Below are 22,224 nucleotides of genomic sequence, written 5' to 3'. Positions count from 1 at the left end.
GCGCGTGACCATTCTGGCCTTGCGCAGTGCTCACTAATAAGCGCCTTTAACGTTGTAGGCGATAGGGGCGATGACTTCGATAGTTCCGTTGTTTAGAATGTCTGCCGGTGGCGCGGGCATTGGCTGAGCGCGGGAAATCAACGTCATAGCTTCGCGGTCAAGAATTCTGGCGCCGGAACTGGTGATCAGCTCTGCTAATAACACTTTTCCTTTCAGATCAACCACAAAACGCACATGGCTCACCCCTTCCAAACGATAGCGTAACCCTTCTCGGGGATAACGTTTATAGCGATCGATATGGGCTAATACTTCCCCTTGCCATGCGGCTTTACCGTTGATTGCCGCGGAAGAAGCGCTGGAAAAGTTGGCGGCGTTTTTCTTGGCCGAACCGGGCAATGGGGCGCTGGTGGTTGATGCGGTATTTTCGGCTATGACCGGCAACGGGGTTTCGGTTGGTTTCGGTTTTACTACCGGTTTTTTCTTGCTATCGACTTTCTCCGGCCGAATCGCGTGAGTACCGCGGGGAGAAAGCGCCAGCTTCGGCTGCTCCAGCAACTCCTTTTTGACCGGCTGAACGTCATCAGGTGCCGCCATTTGCTGCAAAACACCTTGTGGTACGTCAGTTGGCGCGGTTTTAGCTTGCTGAAAAATCGCCATTTCTACCATTACCGCCGGTGGCAACGCGCCCTGAGGTGAAAGCCGATTCCACCAGCCCAGCATTAACACTGCGGCCAGTAAATGTAGCGCTAAGCCCAGCAGTAAACTGGCGGTCCAGCGGGTGCGCGGGTTGCCTTCCGGTGGTCCAAAAGTGTTTGGTGTAAAGTGAGCCGCTGCAGTGGTTGGGCCGTGGCTATGGGCTGGCTGTGGGTAGAATGATTTCATTACCGACTCCGCGAACGCCGTATTCTCGGCGTTATTTTATTGATTATAAACCATTTTTATAACTGGCTGCCCATGCCGTGCCGATGATATTTATCACTTTCCCTGCACTCAATAACACCGACAGCCAAGCTGCGGATTATACGTAACAATAAGCATATTGATAGTTATAGGCATTATCATTTGCATTTATTCCGAGTTTTGCTTATAACCGCCAGCTTCAGAAGAGCGGGGCCTACGAGTATCCGCCGAATCAGCAGAGAAAATTGTGGAACGCTATTTTACAGCCAGATGTGGGCAACCGGATTGATGTACCTGACGGCTTCAATACCTATGCTGGCCTGAACGGCACAGGTCAAAAGGACCGCGCGACTTTAACGGATGCATTCATGGATAAACCCCCATCAAACAGGGTGAGTTTGGCCTATCAGGCCACTTACGGTCAGTTGGTTAGCTTCTTTCGTAAAAGAGTGGATAACGCCAGCGATGCCAAGGACTTGTCACAGGACGTATTCACACTGTGGTTGAAACGTGCCAGGCAAACACCGGTGGAGCATTCGCGCGCCTTTTTGTTCAAAATTGCTCATCGGGTGCTTATCGATCATTGGCGTGCTACCGGAAAGCAGCGGCTATTATTGTCTGAAAATCATGAAGATAGCCTAGGTAGAGAGGAAGTTGCGCCGACAGAAACCGAACCGCAGCGTTTATTCGAACACCAACAGCGTTTAAATCGGCTGGAGGAAGCGTTGCAAAGCCTTTCTCCTCGTCGTCGGGAGGCTTTTTTAATGCACCGCTTTGACGGTTTATCGCAAATTGAAGTGGCCGAGAGAATGGGAATTTCTGTCAGTATGGTAGAAAAGCACATTGCCGGTGCCTTGGTGCATTGTAAACGCTACGTAGCGGAACAGGAGAGTGAGCACAATGACGGACGCTAGCCGCCTTCTGGAAACAGAAATCGACGAACAGGCTGCGCTGTGGTTTAGCCGCAGCCAGGGGCGTCGCCTTAACGATGCGGAACAACGGCAATTTCAGGAATGGTTACAGCGCTCTGCGGCTCACGCTGAGGCTTTTCGACAGATGCAGCAAATCTGGGGGGACTGTGCCCTGATTACGCGCCCGGCGAGTGCTGCGCAGCCTAAGGCAAAACCGAGCTGGTGGCGTCCGCTGCGCGCCTGTGCCGCTGGGGCTTTCTTTTTGCTTGCTCTGTGGTTGCCTGCCAGTCAGTTGCCGCTAGTGCTGATGCACGATATTCATCTGCAAACCGATAATTATGCTCGTGAAGTGGTGCTGTCCGACGGCAGCCGCGTGCATTTGAATCGATATACTAAAATGCGTGTTCACTACGCTAGGAAAAAACGCCAACTCTGGCTGGATCATGGCGAGGTGTATTTGCAGGTGGCGGCAAATAAGCAGCGACCTTTTTTGGTCTATGCCGGAGAAAGTCAGGTGCGGGTCGTGGGAACCGAATTTGACGTCCGCTATGACGCTGATGAAATGGGGGTGGCGGTACGCCAAGGTACTGTAGCGGTCACCGGGCGGCCATCTATGGAAACCGTGATGTTGCATGCCGGAGATTCAGCGCGCTTGCTGAAAGGGGAAAACGATCTACAGCGAGGTCAGCGGCAGGTGAATGAAGTCGGCGAATGGCGTAGTGGGCAAATTTCATTCCGCAATCGGCCATTGGGCGAGCTACTGAAAGAGTTGGCGCGCTATCGGTCAGGAAAAATCGAGTTGACCGACGGGCGCTTGGCATCGCTGCCGGTTTCAGGTTCGCTGGATTTAGCTAATCCGGATGAGTTCTTAAACGCTTTACCGCTGCTTTTGGCGGTGAATGTTGTACAGGACGCTCAGGGTAACGCGTTGATTTTGCCGCGCCCGCAGCAAAAGTAAAAAATAATTCATTTCATAGGTGAGGATAATTCTCATTCTCTCGTCTTCCCTGATGCCTCTGCCCATTGGCAAGGCATTTTTATTTTCTAGGGAAGAAATTGCGAGATGACTTACAACAAAAAGAAACCTTCTGGGATGCCTGTTCTTTCTGCCCTGGCGCTGGCAACGCTGCTGATGAGTCAAGGGGCAGGCGCCGCCGATTTACAGCTCAATATGGCGGAGCAACCGTTAGCCAACGCTATTGCCAATGTGGCGCAGCAAGGCCAACTGCATGTGTTATTCGATGAATCCGAGCTGCGTAACCTGCGAGCGCCCGCTCTGCATGGTAATTACAGCCCGCAGTCTGCGTTGCAGCAATTACTGGCGGGCAGCGGCCTGGAGTTGGTTAGCAGCGGTAGCGGTTTTGTTATTCGTCCACCGACGATGAAAGGTGCTAACACCGGCGCTATTATTCTTCCGACTACCTCTGTGATGGGGGAAACCAGCGGTCGGGCAGCGGATAATCTGATGTCAGCCCCGCAGGTGATTACTTCGGAAGAGATTCGCCAGCGCACTACCGGCAACGGTAACATTACCGAATTATTGCGTACCAATCCGGCGGTACAGTTTTCTAACAGCGGTAACACCAGTCTCAATCAAGGGGAAATCAAGCCGAGTGCGATTTCTATCCACGGTTCTTCCAGCTACCAAAACAACTACAAACTGGATGGCGTGAGCTTTAACAACGACGTCGATCCGGCCAGCAGTGGCAATGGTGAAACCACGACCCGCGTTGACAGCAGCGATCAGGGGATTTATCTCGATAGCCGTTTAATCGACAGCGTGACTGTGTTCGATAACAACATTCCGGTGGAATATGGTGGTTTTACCGGCGGTACGCTGGATGTCACCAGCCGTCGCTGGCGTGGTGATAACAGCGCACATTTATATTTCCGCGAAACCCGTTCGGCGTGGAACAAGGTGTTTACCGATCCCGGCACCGCTTTTGACAGCTCAAAGAATGACACCAGTCGGCCAGATCGCTTCCAGCCGAAATACAGTAAACAGAACTTCGGGGGTTGGTTTGAAGCGGGCATAACCGATAATCTGGGCGTAGTCTTTTCTGCCTCGCATCGTATTTCGGATATTCCGACTTATACCAGCGGCGGCAGCGGTTTACAGATAGGGCCGAATAATGAGCTGGAAGGCGTCTCAATGGACGGCGGCTACCGCAGCCAGAAACGGGTGTCTGATAACTATTTCGCCAAGTTCTCATGGGATGCCAATGAGCGTACCAGCCTGCATTTATCCGGCAATTACTCGGCCTATACCAGCTCGCTCTTTTCCAGCAGCGTAATCAATTCAGGCTACGATAACGATCATAATGGCTTGAGCACGACGTTGCAGTTAGAGCACCGCTTTGATTTTGCCAACCTGGATTTAACCGCCGGTTACCAAAAGCTGGTGGATGAGCGCACCAATGATGTGAAAGATTTCTTCGCCCTGGAAGATTATTCAAACTGGCCGAATACGGGTTATTACAACAATGGCGGGCAGGGGGACTTGATCACCCGACAAAACAGTGCCACGGCGAAAGGGGTGCTGCGCTTTAATCAATTTGAGACGCTGGGGATGTTCCACTCGCCAAACGTTGGTTTTGAAGTTAATAAAACCGAGGCGCGCTATCAACGGGATCGGGATTACTACCGCTATCGGTTCTACGGATCGCCAGACTGGCTTACTTCAGATACTCAGCCCAGCAATATCACCCGCTTTCGCGCGGGAACCTATAAAGCGGATTACACCAGCTACGCCCTGTTCCTTGACGACAGCATGCAGTATGGCCGTTTGACCGTGCGTCCGGGCGTACGTGTGGATCGGGATGATTTTGTCGGCCAGACCAATATTGCTCCGCGTTTGAGCAGCAGTTTGGATATTTTCGGAACTGGTAATACGGTGCTGATCGCTGGGGCTAACCGTTACTATGGTCGTTCAATGCTGACCTATGCGCTGTATGAAGCGCAAAACGCCGGTATGCAGAATTGCTACTACGACTGTCACCTCGATCCCAATCAGGTTGAGTGGGGCGACGTGAAAGATTTCGAAGGTATCGATAAACTTTCAACGCCTTATAACGATGAGTTAAGCCTCGCTCTGCAACAGCAAATCATGAAAACCCAGTGGCGTTTGCAATATGTTCACCGCGAAGGTTATGACGAGGTACGCAGCCGTACTAAGTATCCGAACAGCGGTAATAGTTTGCAGTCGCGCATTCGTACCTTTGATAACGGCGGCCGCAGCAGCAACGATACGGTTTCACTTTCCGTGAGCAACAATCAGCCGTGGGAAACTGGTGCGTTGTCTCATGCTATGACCGGTTCCCTGAGCTGGCAGCAAAGTAAGAGCAATACGCCGAAAGATCAGGGTTACGCTTTCTTCGACCCAAGCACCAAGCTGGATTCGGATAAAGTCTGGTACGACGGCAAGGTGATTAACGCTTCCGATTTACCCTCCACCAACTTTAACTCGCCGTGGCGCTTCAATCTGGAGCTGACCAGTGATTGGCAGGAACACAACCTGACCTTCTATAACCTGCTGCAATGGCGTGGCCCGCGGGATCAGGCGGTACGCTACCAGCAAGATTATTACACCGATCCGACCACCGGTTCGCAGATGTTGAAGTACGAGAAGACCCACTTTGCCAGCACCTACCGCTGGGACACCAAAGTGACCTGGAAACCTGATTTTGCCTATGGTGCGGGGATCTCGGTCGAGGTGAATAACGTACTGAACAAACGCAACGTGGCGGACACTTTTGTGTATGAAGACAAGGTGTTGCACTCCTATGAACCGGGGCGCCAGTTCTGGCTGCAACTGAGTTACGACCTGTAATTATGTTGAGAAGTCACTGAACGCAGTCGGGCGGCTTAGGCAGCCAGACGTTTTGGTTTTTAGGTCAGTACAAGATCGGTTGATTGATGAAAACGTTAAAACAGTTCTGTTATCTCGCTAGGCCTTTTTGGGGCGTTGGCACCGCATGGTTTGCCTGGTTGCTATTGGCGATAGTGCTGGTGCTCAGCCTATCATCGGTTTGGTTTAATGTGCGTCTTAACCAGTGGAACGGCGATTTTTACAATGCGCTACAGCAGCTAAACAGCCAGGCTCTCTATCAGTTACTCCAGCATTTTATCGTGCTGGTTAGCGCTTTGATTCTGGTGGTGGTGTTTGCGGATTATTTGAAGCAACGGCTAATCATGCGTTGGCGTATCGGTATGACCGAATATATTCTGGCACGCTGGCTTTCTCGCAACGGGCAACACTATGCACTGAAAATCAACGCATTGGAGCCAGATAACCCAGACCAGCGAATTGCCGAGGATGTGCGTTTGCTGATTGAATCTAGCCTGCGTCTGTTGATTACCTTCCTGCATTCCATGCTGACGCTGGTGTCGTTCGCCGCCATTTTATGGCAACTCTCTGGCAGCCTGAATTTTTCCCTGTCGTCCCACAGTTTCACCCTTCCTGGTTACATGTTCTGGGTGTGTATTTTCTACACCTTGATTGGCATTGGCCTGACCCACTGGATCGGCTATCCGCTGCGTCAGCTCAATATGGAAAAACAGCGTCGTGAGGCCGATTACCGCAGTGGGCTGATTGCCCGACGGGAAGCCAGCGACGCTATTGCTGGCCAACGCGGCGAATTGCACGAGCGAGCGGCTTTGCTACAGCGTTTTCACGCCATTGCCGATAACTGGTATCAGCTGATTCGCTATGAGAAAAACCTATCGTTCTTCACCGTCGGTTATCAGCAGCTTAGCGCATTGGCGCCGATTTTTTTCGCGTTACCAAAATTCCTCGCCGGTGAACTGTTATTGGGCGGATTGATGCAAATCCGTCAGTCATTCGCTCAGGTGGCGGGTGCTCTAGGCTGGTTCATTTTCTCCTATCGGGACATTGCCGCCTGGCAGGCCACCGTAACCCGATTGTATAACTTTGTGGTGCTGCTGGAAGCGGAGCCGTCCAGCCCGGTAGAAACGGCTTCGGACGACGCGATGCCGCTACGGGCCAGCTTGAATTTACAAACTGCCGATGGAAATTCACTGCTGCGAGGCATCCTCGTAGAGGCTGCGCCAGGTAGCCTGACGCTGATTCAGGGACGATCCGGCATTGGTAAATCCACGTTATTACGTGCATTCAGCGGCCATTGGCCACATTACCGCGGGCAGATTACCCGCAGCGCCAGCGTGAGCTGGCTGCCGCAGCGGTTATATCTGGCGCATGAGCGATTGGACGATTTACTGGCATATCCAGCGGATCGCAGTGCTTTTAGCGATGAACAGTATCGGGACGTCCTGACACAGGTTGGTTTGCCGCAGTTCATTTATCAATTGGCCTTATCGACGGCGTGGCAACAGCGCCTTTCCGGCGGCGAACAGCAGCGGCTGATGTTTGCCCGTTTGTTATTGAATAAGCCAAGGTTGATTTTGTTGGATGAAACCACCTCGGCGCTGGATGCATCCAGCGCGCGCCATCTGCTGCGGTTGCTGCGTTCGGCGTTGCCGCACAGCGCCATTTTACTGGTAAGTCACCAGACATTCCTGGCCGATCTCGCCGACCATCGCTTGTACCTGGATGTAAAATCTGTTTTTTCTCAAGGAGTTGCTACACCATGTTTAACCGACTAGTGCTTGTGTCGCTTGTCTGCGTATTGTTGGGCTGCGCGCCGACAACCCGTGAAACCGAGCTATCTGACGGGCAGTCTTTGCCGATTCGCAGTGATGTGCAGCACTTCACGCTGGATAACGGCCTACAGGTTTATTTGCTAGCGCGATCGCAGCCGGGCGTGGAAATGCGGCTGCTGGTGAACAGTGGTTCATTGCAAGAGAGTGAAAAACAGCGTGGTTTAGCGCATTTTGTCGAGCATATGGCGTTCAAAGGTACGCGTAATTTCCCCGGCACCTCCAGTTTTAAATCACTAGAAAAACAAGGTATTACCTTGGGAAGTCACGTTAATGCAGTGACTAGTCTGAATGCCACGACTTACAAGCTTTCTCTGCCTAACGCAGAGGAAAAGCAAATTCAGCTCGGGCTGCGGATTTTGTCCGATTGGGCGACAGGTATCAGTTTTGAACCCGAAGCTTTTGATAAAGAGCGGCCAGTGATTGTGGAGGAGTGGCGTTTGCGTCAGGGCGTGGGTTTCCGTATTAACCAGTCACTGGAGCAACTACGGTATTACGGTAGCCGCTATGCACAACGCGATCCTATTGGTTTGCTGGATGTGGTACAGCAGGCTCCGGTATCTGAAGCCGTGGCTTATTATCAACAATGGTATCAGCCGCAGCGAATGGCTCTGGTGATTGTCGGAAACTTCAAATCTACGGAAGTGCGTAAACAAATTACTGGGTTATTCTCCGTTCCTGCTACCCAGCCGTTGGCTCAGGATAATCCAGATTGGAAGAAATTTGCGCCTCAGCCTGGCATGTTAATCAGTGAATTATTCGATGCAGAACAAGGCTCGCGCATTATTCAGTTGGGGTTACAGCGTGATTTGCCGGTTTCCTTAAATAGCGCTAACGGTCAGTGGCGAGATTTGCTGGATACTTTGTGGCTGACCATCTTTAACCAGCGCTTATCATTGCTGGTGGATAACGAGATGCTCTCGGTTGCCAGCATTAATCAGCAGCCCGCTTTGCTGGATAATCAGCGTATTCAGCATTTATTAATCGCTCGCCCGCAGGGGAGTGATTACAACGGAACGCTGAAACAGCTATTTACCGAGCTACAGCGCATGGCCAGCACGCCGGTGAGTGCAGAAGAACTGAATGCAGCGCGTCAGCAAATATTAACCAAACTGCGTCAGCAGGCTGCCGGTGAAAGCCGTTATCAGCCTGGTTATCTTGCAGATAATCTTACTACGGCGGTTGAACTCAATTTACCGATGCTGGATAAACAGCAGCAGCTAGCAATGACGGAAACCTGGCTGGCCGCGATTGGCCCGCAGCACGTTCAGGCGCAGGTGGCGGAATTGCTGGATACCGCTTCAGTACGATTAGCTTTAATTGGCCCAGATATGGATAAAAAACAGGTGGATAGTAAAGCTATCGCGGCGTTGTGGAACGCAACTCGTCAAACCCAGCTGGGCGCTTTCACCCTAAAACCCAAAGCGGTGACTTTAACGCTAGATACGCCGGTGGCCGGGAGGGTTGTACAGCGCCAGATTTTGCCTATCGCCAATACACAACTGTGGACGCTGAGCAACGGAATGCGGGTGATCGTTAAATCGGACGCGGGAATGAAAGATAATGTGCAGATTTCATTACGTATTCCCGGTGGGCGTTCGTTGGAAGATGAGAATGAGGTCAGTGAGGTTAGCTGGGCGATGCGCTTACCGGAAGCCAGCGGTTACGGAAAATACAGCTCGCGCCAGTTGGCTCAACTGAGTAAACAGCAGGATTTGGCGCTGACGCCTTACGACGAGATGTTATTCCACGGTTTACGCGGCTCTGCGCCAGCGGCACATTTGGAATCCCTATTGCAATTGCTGCACTTGAAAATGACTGCGCCTCAGTTTTCCGGCGAAAAGCTGGAGCGGCAGAAGCAGTCCTATGCTTTGGGCATTGATAAGCAACCGGTAGAGCGCCGTTTTCTCGATAGCATGACTCAGGAAGGCTATCAACATGGGGATCGCTTATTGGTGACAGCTAACGGGCCGTGGCGCGACTTTAATATAAAAGGGCTAGAGCAACGCCATCGTCAGCTATTTTCCGCCACGCAGGATATGACACTAACTATTAGCGGTTCTTTGGATGAAGGGAAGTTGCAAACGCTGGTGGAACGTTGGATGGGAAGTATTCCTGCTACCGAGCAGCGACTACATTGGCGTGATTTGGGCATTAAGCCGCTGAATCGTGCAATGTCGAAGGACTACCCATTAGCCAGTAGTCCTAAGACTATGGTTAGTATGCAATTCTCATCGTATGCGGTCTGGTCACAGCCGAATCAGCTAGCCTTACAACTGATGGATAAAGTGGTTTCTCTACGCTTGCGCTATGCGCTGCGGGAACAGGCCAGCGGCGTTTATACTCTGGGCTTTAGCCAAATGGTAGCCAAGTTGCCAACGCCTTATTATTTGGCTCGATTGAACTTTACCTCTGCGCCAGAAAGGGCAGAAGAAATGGCGCAGTTGGCGCAGAAAGTGCTGAAGCAGGTTGCAGAAGAAGGAATCAGTCCGCTAGAGCTGAGTAAAGCCAAAAAAGCTTGGCGAATTGAGCAGGAAGAAGGGCGAAACAGTGCAAGTTATTGGACTGATGCCTTGGCTCAGGTTGGTAGTGATGACGGCAATTTCGCCCTGCTGGCTCAAGAGGCAGAGCAGTTGGAAGCGGTGACGCCAGAACAGGTCAATGCACTAGCCGCTCAATGGTTAGGAAGAAACCCAAAAATATTTACCCTAAGCCCAGCGAAGTAATTTCATCGTCGGTTAGCCACCTTCTTTGAAGGTGGCTTTTAATGTGCGAAAAACCTGCGAATAAATAAAAAAATTCGCCTTGGAAAATAGACGTCATATATAAAAGGTTAGAAATCATCCGTATTTATTACTTTAACGACTAAAACGTCGAATAACGGAGGAAAAACTCTCGCTACGTATTTTTGTCACTTCATTTGGCCATAGTGGATTGACCGGAATGTAATAGTTTTCGTTTTTAGCGGCGATGATCAACTCCTTAAATTCATCTATATTTTTTATCACGCAAATATCATTCAATTTTCCTAGTGGCTTTGGTAGCACGAAGGTCGCGGGGAAATTTGCCGCTATGTCGCTTGCCGGGCTGCCTGCGTCAGTGCTGTGATGGACAACCGGTTCACCCTCGCCCACCATAGCTTTATTTATAAGTGGTATCATTGCGCGGATTCGCGGTGAGACATTGCCAATATTGCTGTCTTCCCGCTCATAAAATTTAGCGGGATCAAGATATTCCGCCTGAAAATATTTATTAACTACCTCGCTATGACGACGACGCTTATAAACATCCATGTTTCGTTTGAATACATCGTGGGAAACCTCTTTGATTAGGAGATTATCTTTAGCCCCGTACTCTTGTAAGTGTGGTGCAATCATCAATAAATCGTAATCAGCGGTCAGCGGTTTTTTATTTTCACCGGGCGGTGCCAGCACCTCAATGGTCTCTCCATGATGTTGAACTAAATATAAATCCGCATGTTCTTTTACTGGTATCAGCTCAAATTTATACAGTTTTCCACTGGGGGTTCGGGCATCCAGCGCAATGGGGAAACCATTAGCATCTATCTGAATATCAACCATATTTCTCTTCATCAAGATATCTAACCTTGCTGCAGTTATTTCCAGCGGTACTTTTTGCGCGTGGCCTTCGTCAATGCAGGCTTGAATTTGTTGATTAAATAACGCAATTTTATCTGGCTTATCTACCAGTTTGCTCAGCTCCTGCTTAACGCAGATAAATGCAGCCTGAGGGCCCCAGTTAGCACTTTTTCCCTTAATATGAAAACCCTTGGTTGGGTATCCATTTTTGATCAGGTCTGTTGCCATAACATCCACGGGCCTGATACCTATCAGACAATTATTTTCTTGAGCAAATACCTGTAATTTAATTAGATGCTCAGGCACTATACCTATGCAGCCTTGATCACAAAGCGTTTTTATTTCTTCTAGTCTGGGTATATCAAATTTAGATATTGAAGATGCAGATGCATTTCCTCCTGAAATAAGAGATTCTGACTTAGGCAACGACCAGTTTTGGGGTGCTTTATAAGTATTGTTTACAAGCATTAGTTTTCCCATCGGTTTCTATCGTTATTAATAGTGCCTATTCTCTCTTTTATTTGTATTTTATTTTTATGTTTTTCGCTCATTTATGCTTATGATAATAATGTGTTTAATTTTATTATTCTTACAGCGTTTTTAAATTAATTGTGAAAAATGTAATTTACATTACTTTTGCGGTGGTTATCTGTTGTTGGTGATTAATTTTATTTTGATATATTTATTATCTTAAGTTAAGCGTTGTGTAATTTGGTAAGTGAATGAATAAAAGCGAATAGGCATGTTTTTAGTATTGCTCTTGATTTATACCGTGCTATTTCCGTTGTTTTTACATGTGACGATATGTGTTTTACTGAAAAATTTTATGAATAATGAAGTGATCGTTATCACATTTTATTATCTATCCGACTTTATGGTTAAAACTGTAGGTTTGTTATATTTAAACATAAACACAACCATTTATTAACATTGAGTGAGGCATAGCGATAAAATATTATGATAGTAAAAAACTTTGGCCTGACGGCTTTGATTTTCATTAAATTTATTCTTATTCCTTACCTCATGGCTCTCTTCCGCTGCTTTCCTGTCTATTTTATTTGGTTATAAACGTTTTTTAAGTGAAATTTAATTCCCCTCACCTTTTCAGATAAATAAAACTAATTTCTCTCTTAATGTCGACTCCGTTGCATTTCTTGAAATAAACCACTGTTCATTAGATATCAACCGCTTCTTTTTGCTATTTCCGTCACATTAATCCAGTTTTTCGTGCCGTAGCATCCAGCCCTATTATATATATTATTCTTTGAATTATTATTGATCAGGGCTATAAACATGAAAATTTACAATGACTTAAAAATGACGATTAACGACGTGATTAGCGCGCAAAAAAGATTAAAGGGGCATATCTATAAAACCGGTCTGGCGAGATCAAATTACCTTAGCGAGCGTTGCCATGGTGAGATTTACCTCAAATTTGAAAACATGCAGCGTACCGGTTCATTTAAGATTCGCGGGGCATTTAATAAACTCAGTTCACTTACTGAAGAAGAAAAAAAACAGGGTGTCGTTGCCTGTTCCGCAGGGAACCATGCACAAGGCGTTTCTTTATCTTGCGCCATGTTAGGCATTAACAGCAAAGTTGTTATGCCAAATTGTGCGCCGAAATCAAAAATTGCGGCGACCAGTGAATATTCTGCTCAGGTGATACTGCACGGAGAGAACTTCAATGACACCATCGCCAAAGCCAGTGAAATTATTGAATTGGAGAATAGAATTTTCATTCATCCCTTTGATGATGAAAAGGTGATTGCCGGCCAAGGGACCATTGGTTTGGAAATACTCGAAGATCTTTACGATGTCGATAATGTGATTGTTCCTATTGGCGGTGGTGGTTTGATTGCCGGTATTGCTTTGGCGATCAAATCAGTCAACCCGACTATTAATATTATCGGCGTACAATCGGAAAACGTTCATGGCATGGCGGCCTCTTATTATAACGGTAGTATTACCAATCATCGTAAAACCTCAACATTGGCCGATGGCTGCGATGTCGCGCGCCCAGGTAATGCAACCTTTGAAATAGTCAAAGCGCTGGTTAATGACATTGTCTTGGTCAGCGAAGATGAAATAAGAAGAAGTATGATCGACCTTATTCAACGTAACAAAATCATAACCGAAGGTGCAGGGGCATTAGCATCAGCGGCATTACTGAGCGGAAAGTTAAAAGACTATATCACCGGCAAAAAGACCGTCAGCATTATATCAGGCGGCAACATTGATTTATCACGAGTATCACAAATTACGGGGTTAAGCAGTATTTCGTAAAATATCTTAATAAGGAATTTATTAATGGATATCGATAATGCTATATCAACACCAGTCAAAACAAAAACGTGGCGTAAGTCAGATACAACCTGGACTTTAGGATTATTTGGCACCGCGATAGGCGCAGGCGTTCTATTTTTCCCTATTCGTGCAGGTATTGGCGGGCTTATTCCAATATTAATCATGTTGCTTTTGGCTTATCCAATCGCTTTTCTTTGCCACCGCTCATTGGCTCGCTTGTGTTTGTCAGGAAAAAATTGTTCAGGGGATATTACTGAAACGGTTGAAGAGCACTTCGGTAAAACCGGCGGCGTCGTTATTACCTTCCTTTACTTTTTTGCTATCTGCCCACTTCTGTGGATTTACGGCGTTACTATTACCAACACCTTTATGACCTTTTGGGAAAATCAGCTTCAGTTGGTTCCGCTAAACCGAGGTTTGGTGGCGTTAGGATTACTGCTATTAATGTCCGCAGTGATTTACTTTGGCAAAGATCTCATGGTTAAGGTCATGAGTTTCCTGGTATTTCCATTTATTGCCTGCCTGGTACTTATTTCAGTTTCGTTGATTCCTTACTGGAATACCTCGGTTATTGAGCAGGTGGGTGTCAATGATATTTCTCTGTTCGGACATGACGGAATACTGGTAACGGTGTGGCTGGGTATTTCCATCATGGTGTTTTCCTTTAACTTCTCACCGATCGTTTCTTCTTTTGTTGTATCAAAACGTGAAGAATATGAGCCGGAATTCGGTCGTAGTTTTACTGAGAAAAAATGTTCTCAGATTATTAGCAGAGCCAGCATGTTAATGGTCGCGGTTGTTATGTTCTTTGCTTTTAGCTGCTTATTTGCGCTATCGCCTCAGAATATGGCAGAGGCCAAGGTACAGAATATTCCCGTACTGTCCTATCTCGCTAACCATTTTTCCGCCATGGCGGGAGGCCAGTCAGCTTTCTCCGTTACGCTGGAGTATGCCGCTTCGTTGATTGCGCTGGTTGCCATTTTTAAATCTTTCTTTGGGCATTATCTCGGCACGCTAGAAGGCCTAAATGGTTTGATTGTTAAATTTGGTTATCAGGGTGATAAAACCAAAGTTTCCAGCGGTAGGTTAAATCTGATCAGCATGGTTTTCATTATGGGATCGACCTGGATAGTGGCATATATCAATCCCAATATCCTCGATTTGATTGAAGCCATGGGGGCACCAATTATCGCCTCATTGCTGTGTCTGCTGCCGATGTATGCCATCCATAAACTGCCAGCGCTGGCTCGATTCAGAGGTCGCCCAGAAAACTACTTTGTCACTCTCGTCGGTCTACTGACCATTCTTAATATCGTCTACAAATTAGTTTAAGTATGGCGCTAAAAGCCCTCAACTTGCCCTCAATAATACATGGGCGGAGTAATGACATGACTTTAAACCCTACGGTTCTGGTTATTAACAGCGGTTCATCATCGATTAAATTTTCAGTCCTGAACCTGAGTAATTGTGAAGCCATCACGTCAGGAATTGCAGACGGTATTGGTTCCGAAGCCTCTTTTTTAAGAATTGATAAAAACGCCAAGATTCAACTGGGTAAAGGCAATTATGCTGATGCGTTGACAGCTATTTCCGATGAGTTAGCAAAGTGCGGACTGGATAAATCTATTGTCTTAATCGGCCATCGTGTTGCCCATGGCGGTGAAATATTCAGTGAATCAGTGTTAATTAACGATCGCGTCGTTGATGAGATAAAAAAAGTTTCACCACTGGCTCCTCTACATAACTACGCAAATTTGCATGGTATTGAGGCTGCACGTCAGCTATTTCCAGGCATCAGGCAGGTGGCCGTTTTTGATACAGGTTTTCACCAAACGTTGAAACCGGAGGCATATATTTACGCGCTGCCTTACCGTTATTTTCGCGAGCAAGGTGTCCGACGCTACGGTTTTCACGGCACGTCTTATCGCTATGTGGCGAGTAAAGCCGTTGATATTCTCGGATTTGATAAGCAGGACTATGGTCTGATTATTGCGCACCTCGGCAATGGTGCATCTATTTGCGCCATTCAAGATGGTAAAAGCGTAGATACATCAATGGGAATGACGCCGTTGGAAGGTTTAGTTATGGGAACTCGTAGCGGTGATGTGGACTTCGGGGCACTAGCTTATCTGGCGCATCGAACCGGACAAAATATGGCGGATTTGGATCATGTATTAAACAAGGAATCCGGGCTTTTGGGCATTTCTGGCTTATCCGGCGACATGCGGGTTTTAGAGAAAGCCTATCGTGAAGGGCATGCGGGGGCACGTTTAGCGATAAACGTTTTTGTACATCGGCTTGCCAAACATATCGGCGGACACGCCAGTTCGCTGCGGCGGTTTGATGCTTTAATCCTGACTGGCGGCATGGGTGAAAATTCGGCGTTGATCCGTCAGCTAACATTGGAGCATCTGGCCGTTTTTGGTTTTGAGACCGATTCAGCGAAGAATGCTCAATTACAGTGCGGTGCTACTCAGGTTATTACCACTAAGGCGTCGAAAGTCATCGCCGCTGTGATTCCGACTAATGAAGAGAAAATGATTGCGCTTGATGCTATCCGTCTTGGTTATGTACAAAGAGAGGTAGAAACCGTAGAGGCAGCTTGTTAAACGCGTGAGAGACAATTTTCTGCTGGTTTATATCTGAATTTAGGGGCGATTTAGCGTTCAGACAGGTAAAACACGGCGGAGATACCGCGCTTGGGCTTTTCCTCCAACGTTCCGTCATTTCCACTGACCCTCCTTATTTCTGGAGGGTTTTTTTGTTTTATAGCTCTGAGGCGTCAACAGCCGTATTGCAGAGTTTACCAGCGATGTGCTTATCACTGCTTTCTGGTCGATGAAGTTTGTATTTATAACGAGAGTCAGTTAAAAACAGTAGCTCATTTGGATTGATAGACAGGCTTGCTATTCAGGCTACCGAACTTTATTGTCACTTATTGATAACCACTTTTATTTTTTAAATATAGCAGCTAATAACATTTTTTATTTATTGAAAATATTGAGTGTATTACCGGTAGTAATGCTGTGGGAAGAAAGAGTAAATGCGGTATTTAAGGCTGCCTGATAAACCGCTAACATAATTATTTATTCGATTTATAATACGAAGTAGAGAGTTTTTGCTTCATGACAATATATTGGTTTTTCTTTTAATCAACAGGGAATCTCATGTCTTGATATGACCTATGCAAAAAAATTTTTATTAAAAGTTTTCCTGACATTTTTTATTGGGTATAAGTCAATATTCATCTGGGAATCAAAGTCTCGGACGTTATTGCTGTGGCTGGATACTCTAAATCTTATTTTGACTTGAAGGCCAAAGCGAAATAGGCATGAGCTTATCCAAATATAGACGGTGGAAAAGACTTATTTTATCCGCGGATAAACGGGTAGAGACAAATCTGAGAGTGAGTGAAATCAGCCAGGATATGGCGTTCCCTAGTCAGAGTACTTTCTGCCAGGATTTTAAAAGTTATTTCAATATGTCGCCAACTCAATACCGTTCAGAAAAGAATGGGCTTTATCAATGGCATTAATGGTTTCATAGATGCAAATATATAGACTACATATTGCTGTTACAGTATCTGTATTTCCAGATAGTAGAGTTCTTAATTCTGCTGAATTAAAAACCAATATCTATTGGGTCACTCTGAAGTAGGTTCAGTGTCGATAGAGTAATTGGCGGACTCGGACAACGCCGCTAGGCGGCTTTGAACGTCGCTTGCGACGGCCCCGCAGGGGTGAGAGCCTTTGGCTCGAATAATCGAACGTGTTCGATGAAGAGTCCAGATGCCAGAAAGCAAAAAACCAGCCGTAGGCTGGTTTCTCTAAATATGGTGCCCGGACTCGGAATCGAACCAAGGACACGGGGATTTTCAATCCCCTGCTCTACCGACTGAGCTATCCGGGCAACGGGGCGTATTAAACTCGATTACCGTTGGCTCGTCAATGTAAATCCTTCCACTTCTTGATTGCCTGCCTAATGTTTCAGCGTTTTAGCTGGTTTTGATGCATTATCGCTCATTGTTGGGCGCTGAGCGACATAGTGCCGCGAGTTTCTCAAAATCTCAGGGACGACACGTTGCCCATTACGATGTTGATAAGCTCATTATTAAATTGATTATAAAGAGCTTGGCTGATTGGTTCTGGGTAGCTCAATACCACCAGTTCGTGATCGTCAAGATCCGGATGATAGCGGGGGTGGCGGTGCTCGAAGCTGTTTTCTACGAAGCCGAGTCCTTGATAGAAGCGCAGGCGCTTACGGGCGATTTCAGTCGTCAGTGGGTCGACCTCCAGAATAATCACCGGATGCTGTCGTATAAATTGCTCAAGTATGCGTTTGCCGTATCCCTGCGAGCGTTGCTGGCTACTGACAGCCAGATGTTCAATATAGGTATAACCGTTAAACGCCCATGAACCAATCATTCCTACAAATAGTTCGCCGTCGAACCAGGCAAGTAACGAATAATTATCGTTGTTTAACGCGCTGGTTTTAGCTTTAGGAGTGCGTTTTTCATGGCGGGGGAAGGCGCTTTCATACAGTTTGTCTACTTCGACAAAGTAAGGTGCATCAGTATGTGTAATTCGACGGCTGGTTAACATTCCGGTTTTTTCCACAGCGAGAATGAGTCATATAAACGAAATAAGCCCCGCTTGAACACGGTCAATGCGGGGCCTATCTGTTTGGTTCAATGGGAAAACTTAATCTATCAGGTGAGCAATGTCATCATGATCGACAGAAGGCGGCGCCTGGCGCAGGCCTTTGGTCAGATAAACCAGATAGATAAACCCAATGACCAACCATATCAATCCTACCTTCAGTGCGTCTGGCTCCAGATTGACCCAAAGCCACACCGACATCACAAACCCTATCATCGGGAGCAGGCCATACTTAATCATGGCGCTGGTGCCGCGGCGTTTCTCATTGATCAGGAAGTGTTTGACCACGCTGAGATTCACGAAGGTAAATGCGCCGAGTGCGCCGAAGCTAATCATTGATACCACCATGCTCAAATCGAGGAACAGTGCGGAGAGCGAGATAATCGCGACAAAAATGATGGCTCGATAAGGCGTGTGGAAACGTGTGTGAAGATGGAAAAAGATTTTGCGTGGCAGCACGCCTTCACGACCCATGGCGTAAAAGATGCGTGAAACCCCGGTCTGAGCCGTCATGGCAGAGGCATATACGCCGGTCAGATAGGTCGCCATAAAGAAGGTGTACATCCACTTGCCGCCTACTTTTTCCGATATCACCAAACTGGCGGTATCTTGTACCGGAATCAGCGCTTTCCAGTCTGGGTAGATAAGGTGAGCGGCATAAGAAACGGCCATAAATATAGTACCGGCTGCGATAACGGTAATCAGAATAGCGCGTGGCAGCGTGCGTTTGGCGTCATGCGCTTCCTCCGCCATGGTCGCTATGGCATCAAAACCGAGGAAGGCTAGACAAAGCACCGCCGCGCCGGATAACAGACCGGAAAAGTCAGATGAGCCCACCAACAGCGGCTTTAACAGTGCTTCCGGGCTGAGATCGGCCTGGCTGAACGATAGTGCCAAAAACAGAACGATAAAGACCATTTGCGCCGAAATCAGCGAGAAATTAACCGACGTTAGCAAGCGAACGCCGAGGATATTCAGCAAGCTGACGCTGACGATCGAACCCAGGACAAAGACTGCCGCAGGAATAGCCGGGAATGCTTCGTGTAAAAATATACCTAAAACTAAATAGTTAAGGATCGGCAGGAACAGATAATCCAATATTTGCGCCCAACCCACCAGAAAACCGGTTTTACCGCCAAAACAGCGCTGTACGTAAGAATAGGCAGAGCCAGCCAGCGGGAGCGCGCTGGTCATACGACAATAGCTGAGAGCAGTAAATAAAATGGTGATGATCGTGATGAGATAAGCGATAGGTAAGTGGCCATGACTGAGAACCGTCACCTGACCGTAAGTGGTGAATACGCCCAGCGGAACCATATAAGCAAGGCCGAAGGCGACCAAGGCTGGCGTTTTAAGAACTCTGCGTAACTGAATATTTTGTGGCATTACCCTATCATCTCCTGGTATCAACGGATACCGTCGTTCTGGTGTTCAAATATAAAAAGGGAGCGGATTTTGACACAGGGGGTACGGGTTGGAAAGCTCAGCGTGAGTACGGAGAGTAATAATAGCCAAGGCCGCGGTTTTTTTCGGGTAAATACGATGAATTTTAATTAGCGCAGGAGGGCGATAACGCGATTATTTCTTTCTAATTATTGGGAATATATAAAATTAATCAATGTTAATAATAGATATCCTAAAGTGGTGTTTTTGGTTAACTTGACCGGCATTTATATTCTGCTATTGAAATACAAAGTGATAATGTTCAATAAAGGGTGGTAATGGCCTAAAATAAAAAGGCAGCGCCGCAGCACTGCCCCTTTTTTATAAGGTTAGATTAACTTTGGTAAACGATTTTCCCACCGATCAGCGTTTTTTCGATTTTGGTCTGATAAATGGTTTCCGCCGGTTGTTCAAACAGATTATTTTTCAAAATAATTGCATCGGCAAATTTACCGACTTCCAATGAGCCAATGTATTGTTCTTTGGCAATCATATAGGCAGCGTCAATAGTTGCCGCTCGCAGCACTTCGATTAACGTCAAATCGCGGTCGTTATCTAAACGCGGGCCAGCCGGGTTTCCTTCACTATCCCACGCGCGACGAGTCATTCCCACCTGAAGGTTATACCACTCATCCAGACGATCAATCGGCCAGTCGCTGCCATAAGCCAGACGCGCGCCCGCATCGAGGAAACGGGCGGTCGGTTCCATATGCTGGAAACGCGCTTCTCCCAGCATTTCCCGCTCTTCGTCGATCAACACTCCCGGCAAACCACACCATTGGAATGACAGCACCGCCGTCGCTTTCAGTTTGGCAAAACGTTCGTATTGATGGGCTGCAACCAATTCGTTGTGTGCCAGGCCCGGACGAATATCCTTCTCAGGATAAGCTTCACGCATCTTCTCAACGGCGTTGAGTACCATTTCAATGGCACCGTCGCCGACGGTATGGGTATGAGGATGCATACCGGCGCGAGCACATTCCACCATCAGGGCGTCCACCACCGGAGCCGTAAAGTACAGGTCACCGTAACGTTCGGTTGGCTGCCAGTCTGGTTGCTCGGCTGTTCCGCGATTTTCACGATAGGGTTCCAGCAGCGAGGCCGTCATTGTCGGCGGCTGGAGTACGCCATCGATAAATAATTTAACGTGATCAACGGCCAAACCTGGTTCTGGCGTCCAGTTTTTATCACCCCATTGGCGACCAAATTCGACAATTTCATCAACGGCTCGTCCGGCATCCTGCGGCCCTTTCAGGCTGTCGGGAGTGACTTCTTTTGCACCCAGCAGTCGCAGCGTGAGTTCGCCACGATCGCGCAGTGCGCCGAATGCGGATAATTGTTCGGCAAATACGCGGGTATCCATCACCGTTGTCACGCCCTGAGCATTTAAAACCTGTTGCACATAGGCGGCGGTATTCACGTTTTGCTCAGGCGAGCCGGAAGGAATGCTGTCGAAAGCGCGCATTGCGGGCGCATCTTCCAGAATTCCGGTCAGTTTTCCCTGCTCATCGCGGGCAATTTTGCCATCGGACGGCGTTGGGGTATTTTCATCAATGCCCAACAGTTCCAGTGCGCGGCTGTTGGCGGCCAAGGTGTGGCAGTCGTTGGAAAACAGCACCACCGGACGGCGAGTCTTTAAGGTGTCCAACGCAGCACGGCTCATATCTGCACCGACAGGAATCATGGCCTGACGCTGCCACGCCCGCACGGGTAGCCAGTCGGTATCCCCCTGACTTGGATCGGCATCCAAATGTTGTTGGATGAACGCCAGCGTCTGTTCAACGGTCAGCGCCGCATAGTTCAGGTGGCAGCCGCGTAGCTGCTTGCCGCCCCAAAACGGGTGCATATGGCTGTCAATCAGTCCTGGCATCATCAGCTTGCCTTGCAGATCAATTAGCTGAGTTTCTGGAGTAGCGAGGCGTAGTACCTCGTCATCGCTGCCAGTTGCCAGGATATAACCCTGCCCGATAGCGATAGCGCTACAGATCGTATTATCTCGATCCGCAGTATAAACAGCGCCGTGGTAATAAATCACTTCGGCAACAGAGGTTTGTTGGGCCATTTCTGAATTCTCTATGAGTCTTACTGAAAATAAAGGGCCACTATAATGCGGGTTGAGCGCGATAGATGCAAAGCCGCTGGCCCTGAACTTAACTCAGCGCGCCGTTTTTGCGGCACTGGGCGACGGCCAGAACGTCTTCCGCCAGACGTTTTGCCACTTCCACATCCTGCGGTCGACGTTTGATTAATAGCTTGCTCAGGCAGCCTTCCAGAATTAACTCCATTTGCTGTGCCACCATTTCAACGTCGTCGGCATCCATTTCATGCAGTAATTCTTCGGTATATTGCAGAGAGGCCTGTTTCTGTTGTTCCGCCAATTGATGGATGGGATGGTCGGTTTCTGGGAAGAAGCTACAGGCGGCGATAAACAGGCAGCCGGGATAACGCTGTTGCTGAACCTGTTCATTCAGCGTTTGGTAGCGAGCCAGCAGTTTTTGCTGTGGCGTCAGGCTTTCGTCGAGCTGTAGCTGCCGACGCCAAGTGTCGATTTGCTGGCCGTGGTAGCGCAGGCAATCGTATAGCAACGCTTCCCTATCTGGCCAAAAACGTTGAAGGTCGCTGACGGGCAAGGATAATTTTTCTGCCAGCATTTCCAGACTGGTCGTTGCGAGGCCTCGTTGCTCTAACAGGCTGAGGGCGTTGCTCAAAACGTCTTCTCGTTGCACGTTG

14 protein-coding genes and 1 tRNA gene are annotated in these 22,224 nt (G+C 48.0%); 8 read left to right on the top strand and 7 right to left on the bottom strand.

Annotated features, from left to right (window positions below; genetic code table 11):
* Nucleotides 1-33: 33 nt before the first annotated feature.
* Nucleotides 34-882, bottom strand: a complete 849-nt coding sequence (locus tag DBA33_RS17185; RefSeq protein WP_120806876.1) for a TonB family protein — start codon at nucleotides 880-882, stop codon at nucleotides 34-36.
* 386 nt (nucleotides 883-1,268) lie between these two features.
* Here DBA33_RS17185 and DBA33_RS17180 point away from each other — a divergent pair, with 386 nt between their 5' ends.
* From DBA33_RS17180 to DBA33_RS17160, 5 genes are all read left to right on the top strand, one after another.
* Entirely contained in the window at nucleotides 1,269-1,814 is a 546-nt protein-coding gene (locus DBA33_RS17180) for a sigma-70 family RNA polymerase sigma factor (protein WP_064518330.1), read from the top strand.
* Nucleotides 1,801-2,769, top strand: a complete 969-nt coding sequence (locus DBA33_RS17175) for a FecR domain-containing protein (RefSeq protein ID WP_064514732.1) — start codon at nucleotides 1,801-1,803, stop codon at nucleotides 2,767-2,769. Before DBA33_RS17180 ends, DBA33_RS17175 begins: the two co-directional genes overlap by 14 nt.
* 105 nt (nucleotides 2,770-2,874) lie before the next feature.
* Nucleotides 2,875-5,640 (top strand): TonB-dependent receptor, encoded by a 2,766-nt coding sequence (locus tag DBA33_RS17170; RefSeq protein ID WP_120806875.1) that lies wholly within the window; start codon nucleotides 2,875-2,877, stop codon nucleotides 5,638-5,640.
* A gap of 86 nt (nucleotides 5,641-5,726) precedes the next feature.
* Nucleotides 5,727-7,433 carry an ABC transporter ATP-binding protein/permease gene (locus DBA33_RS17165; RefSeq protein WP_120806874.1) on the top strand — a complete coding sequence of 569 codons (1,707 nt, stop codon included), beginning with the start codon at nucleotides 5,727-5,729 and terminating at the stop codon, nucleotides 7,431-7,433.
* Nucleotides 7,418-10,213 carry an insulinase family protein gene (locus DBA33_RS17160; RefSeq protein ID WP_120806873.1) on the top strand — a complete coding sequence of 932 codons (2,796 nt, stop codon included), beginning with the start codon at nucleotides 7,418-7,420 and terminating at the stop codon, nucleotides 10,211-10,213. The genes DBA33_RS17165 and DBA33_RS17160 overlap by 16 nt, the downstream gene beginning before the upstream one ends.
* Nucleotides 10,214-10,345: 132 nt before the next feature.
* On the opposite strand, the gene DBA33_RS17155 is transcribed toward DBA33_RS17160, so the two are convergent.
* A complete protein-coding gene (locus DBA33_RS17155) occupies nucleotides 10,346-11,554 on the bottom strand; it encodes an anthrax toxin-like adenylyl cyclase domain-containing protein (protein WP_120806872.1) in 1,209 nt (402 codons plus the stop codon).
* Between the two features lie 825 nt (nucleotides 11,555-12,379).
* Between DBA33_RS17155 and tdcB the strand changes: the two genes are divergently transcribed.
* The 3 genes from tdcB to tdcD are packed head-to-tail and all read left to right on the top strand — an operon-like array spanning nucleotide 12,380 to nucleotide 16,002.
* Nucleotides 12,380-13,372 carry a bifunctional threonine ammonia-lyase/L-serine ammonia-lyase TdcB gene (tdcB, locus tag DBA33_RS17145; protein WP_064514723.1) on the top strand — a complete coding sequence of 331 codons (993 nt, stop codon included), beginning with the start codon at nucleotides 12,380-12,382 and terminating at the stop codon, nucleotides 13,370-13,372.
* 24 nt (nucleotides 13,373-13,396) lie between these two features.
* Nucleotides 13,397-14,725, top strand: coding sequence for a threonine/serine transporter TdcC (gene tdcC / locus DBA33_RS17140; RefSeq protein WP_064514720.1), 1,329 nt, complete (start codon nucleotides 13,397-13,399; stop codon nucleotides 14,723-14,725).
* A 56-nt stretch (nucleotides 14,726-14,781) separates the two neighbouring features.
* Entirely contained in the window at nucleotides 14,782-16,002 is a 1,221-nt protein-coding gene (gene tdcD, locus DBA33_RS17135; protein ID WP_064514718.1) for a propionate kinase, read from the top strand.
* 1,224 nt (nucleotides 16,003-17,226) lie between these two features.
* Here tdcD and DBA33_RS17125 read toward each other — a convergent pair.
* The 5 genes from DBA33_RS17125 to DBA33_RS17105 form a co-directional block, all read right to left on the bottom strand.
* Nucleotides 17,227-17,302, bottom strand: a tRNA-Phe gene (locus DBA33_RS17125).
* 149 nt (nucleotides 17,303-17,451) lie between these two features.
* Nucleotides 17,452-17,994, bottom strand: coding sequence for a GNAT family N-acetyltransferase (locus tag DBA33_RS17120; RefSeq protein ID WP_120806871.1), 543 nt, complete (start codon nucleotides 17,992-17,994; stop codon nucleotides 17,452-17,454).
* A gap of 99 nt (nucleotides 17,995-18,093) precedes the next feature.
* Complete coding sequence (locus DBA33_RS17115) at nucleotides 18,094-19,437, bottom strand: APC family permease (RefSeq protein ID WP_064514714.1); 1,344 nt, start codon at nucleotides 19,435-19,437, stop codon at nucleotides 18,094-18,096.
* Between the two features lie 391 nt (nucleotides 19,438-19,828).
* The gene (locus tag DBA33_RS17110; protein ID WP_120806870.1) at nucleotides 19,829-21,556 is read right to left on the bottom strand and encodes an amidohydrolase; all 1,728 of its coding nucleotides are present in this window, start codon (nucleotides 21,554-21,556) and stop codon (nucleotides 19,829-19,831) included.
* A gap of 88 nt (nucleotides 21,557-21,644) precedes the next feature.
* The gene (locus tag DBA33_RS17105; protein WP_064514710.1) at nucleotides 21,645-22,220 is read right to left on the bottom strand and encodes a transcriptional regulator; all 576 of its coding nucleotides are present in this window, start codon (nucleotides 22,218-22,220) and stop codon (nucleotides 21,645-21,647) included.
* Nucleotides 22,221-22,224: the final 4 nt, after the last annotated feature.

This window comes from Yersinia sp. IP36721 (genome assembly GCF_003634395.1).
GTDB lineage: Bacteria > Pseudomonadota > Gammaproteobacteria > Enterobacterales > Enterobacteriaceae > Yersinia > Yersinia entomophaga.
The sequence above is the reverse complement of the archived record's forward strand: the minus strand, read 5'-3'. Positions and strand labels throughout refer to the sequence as shown.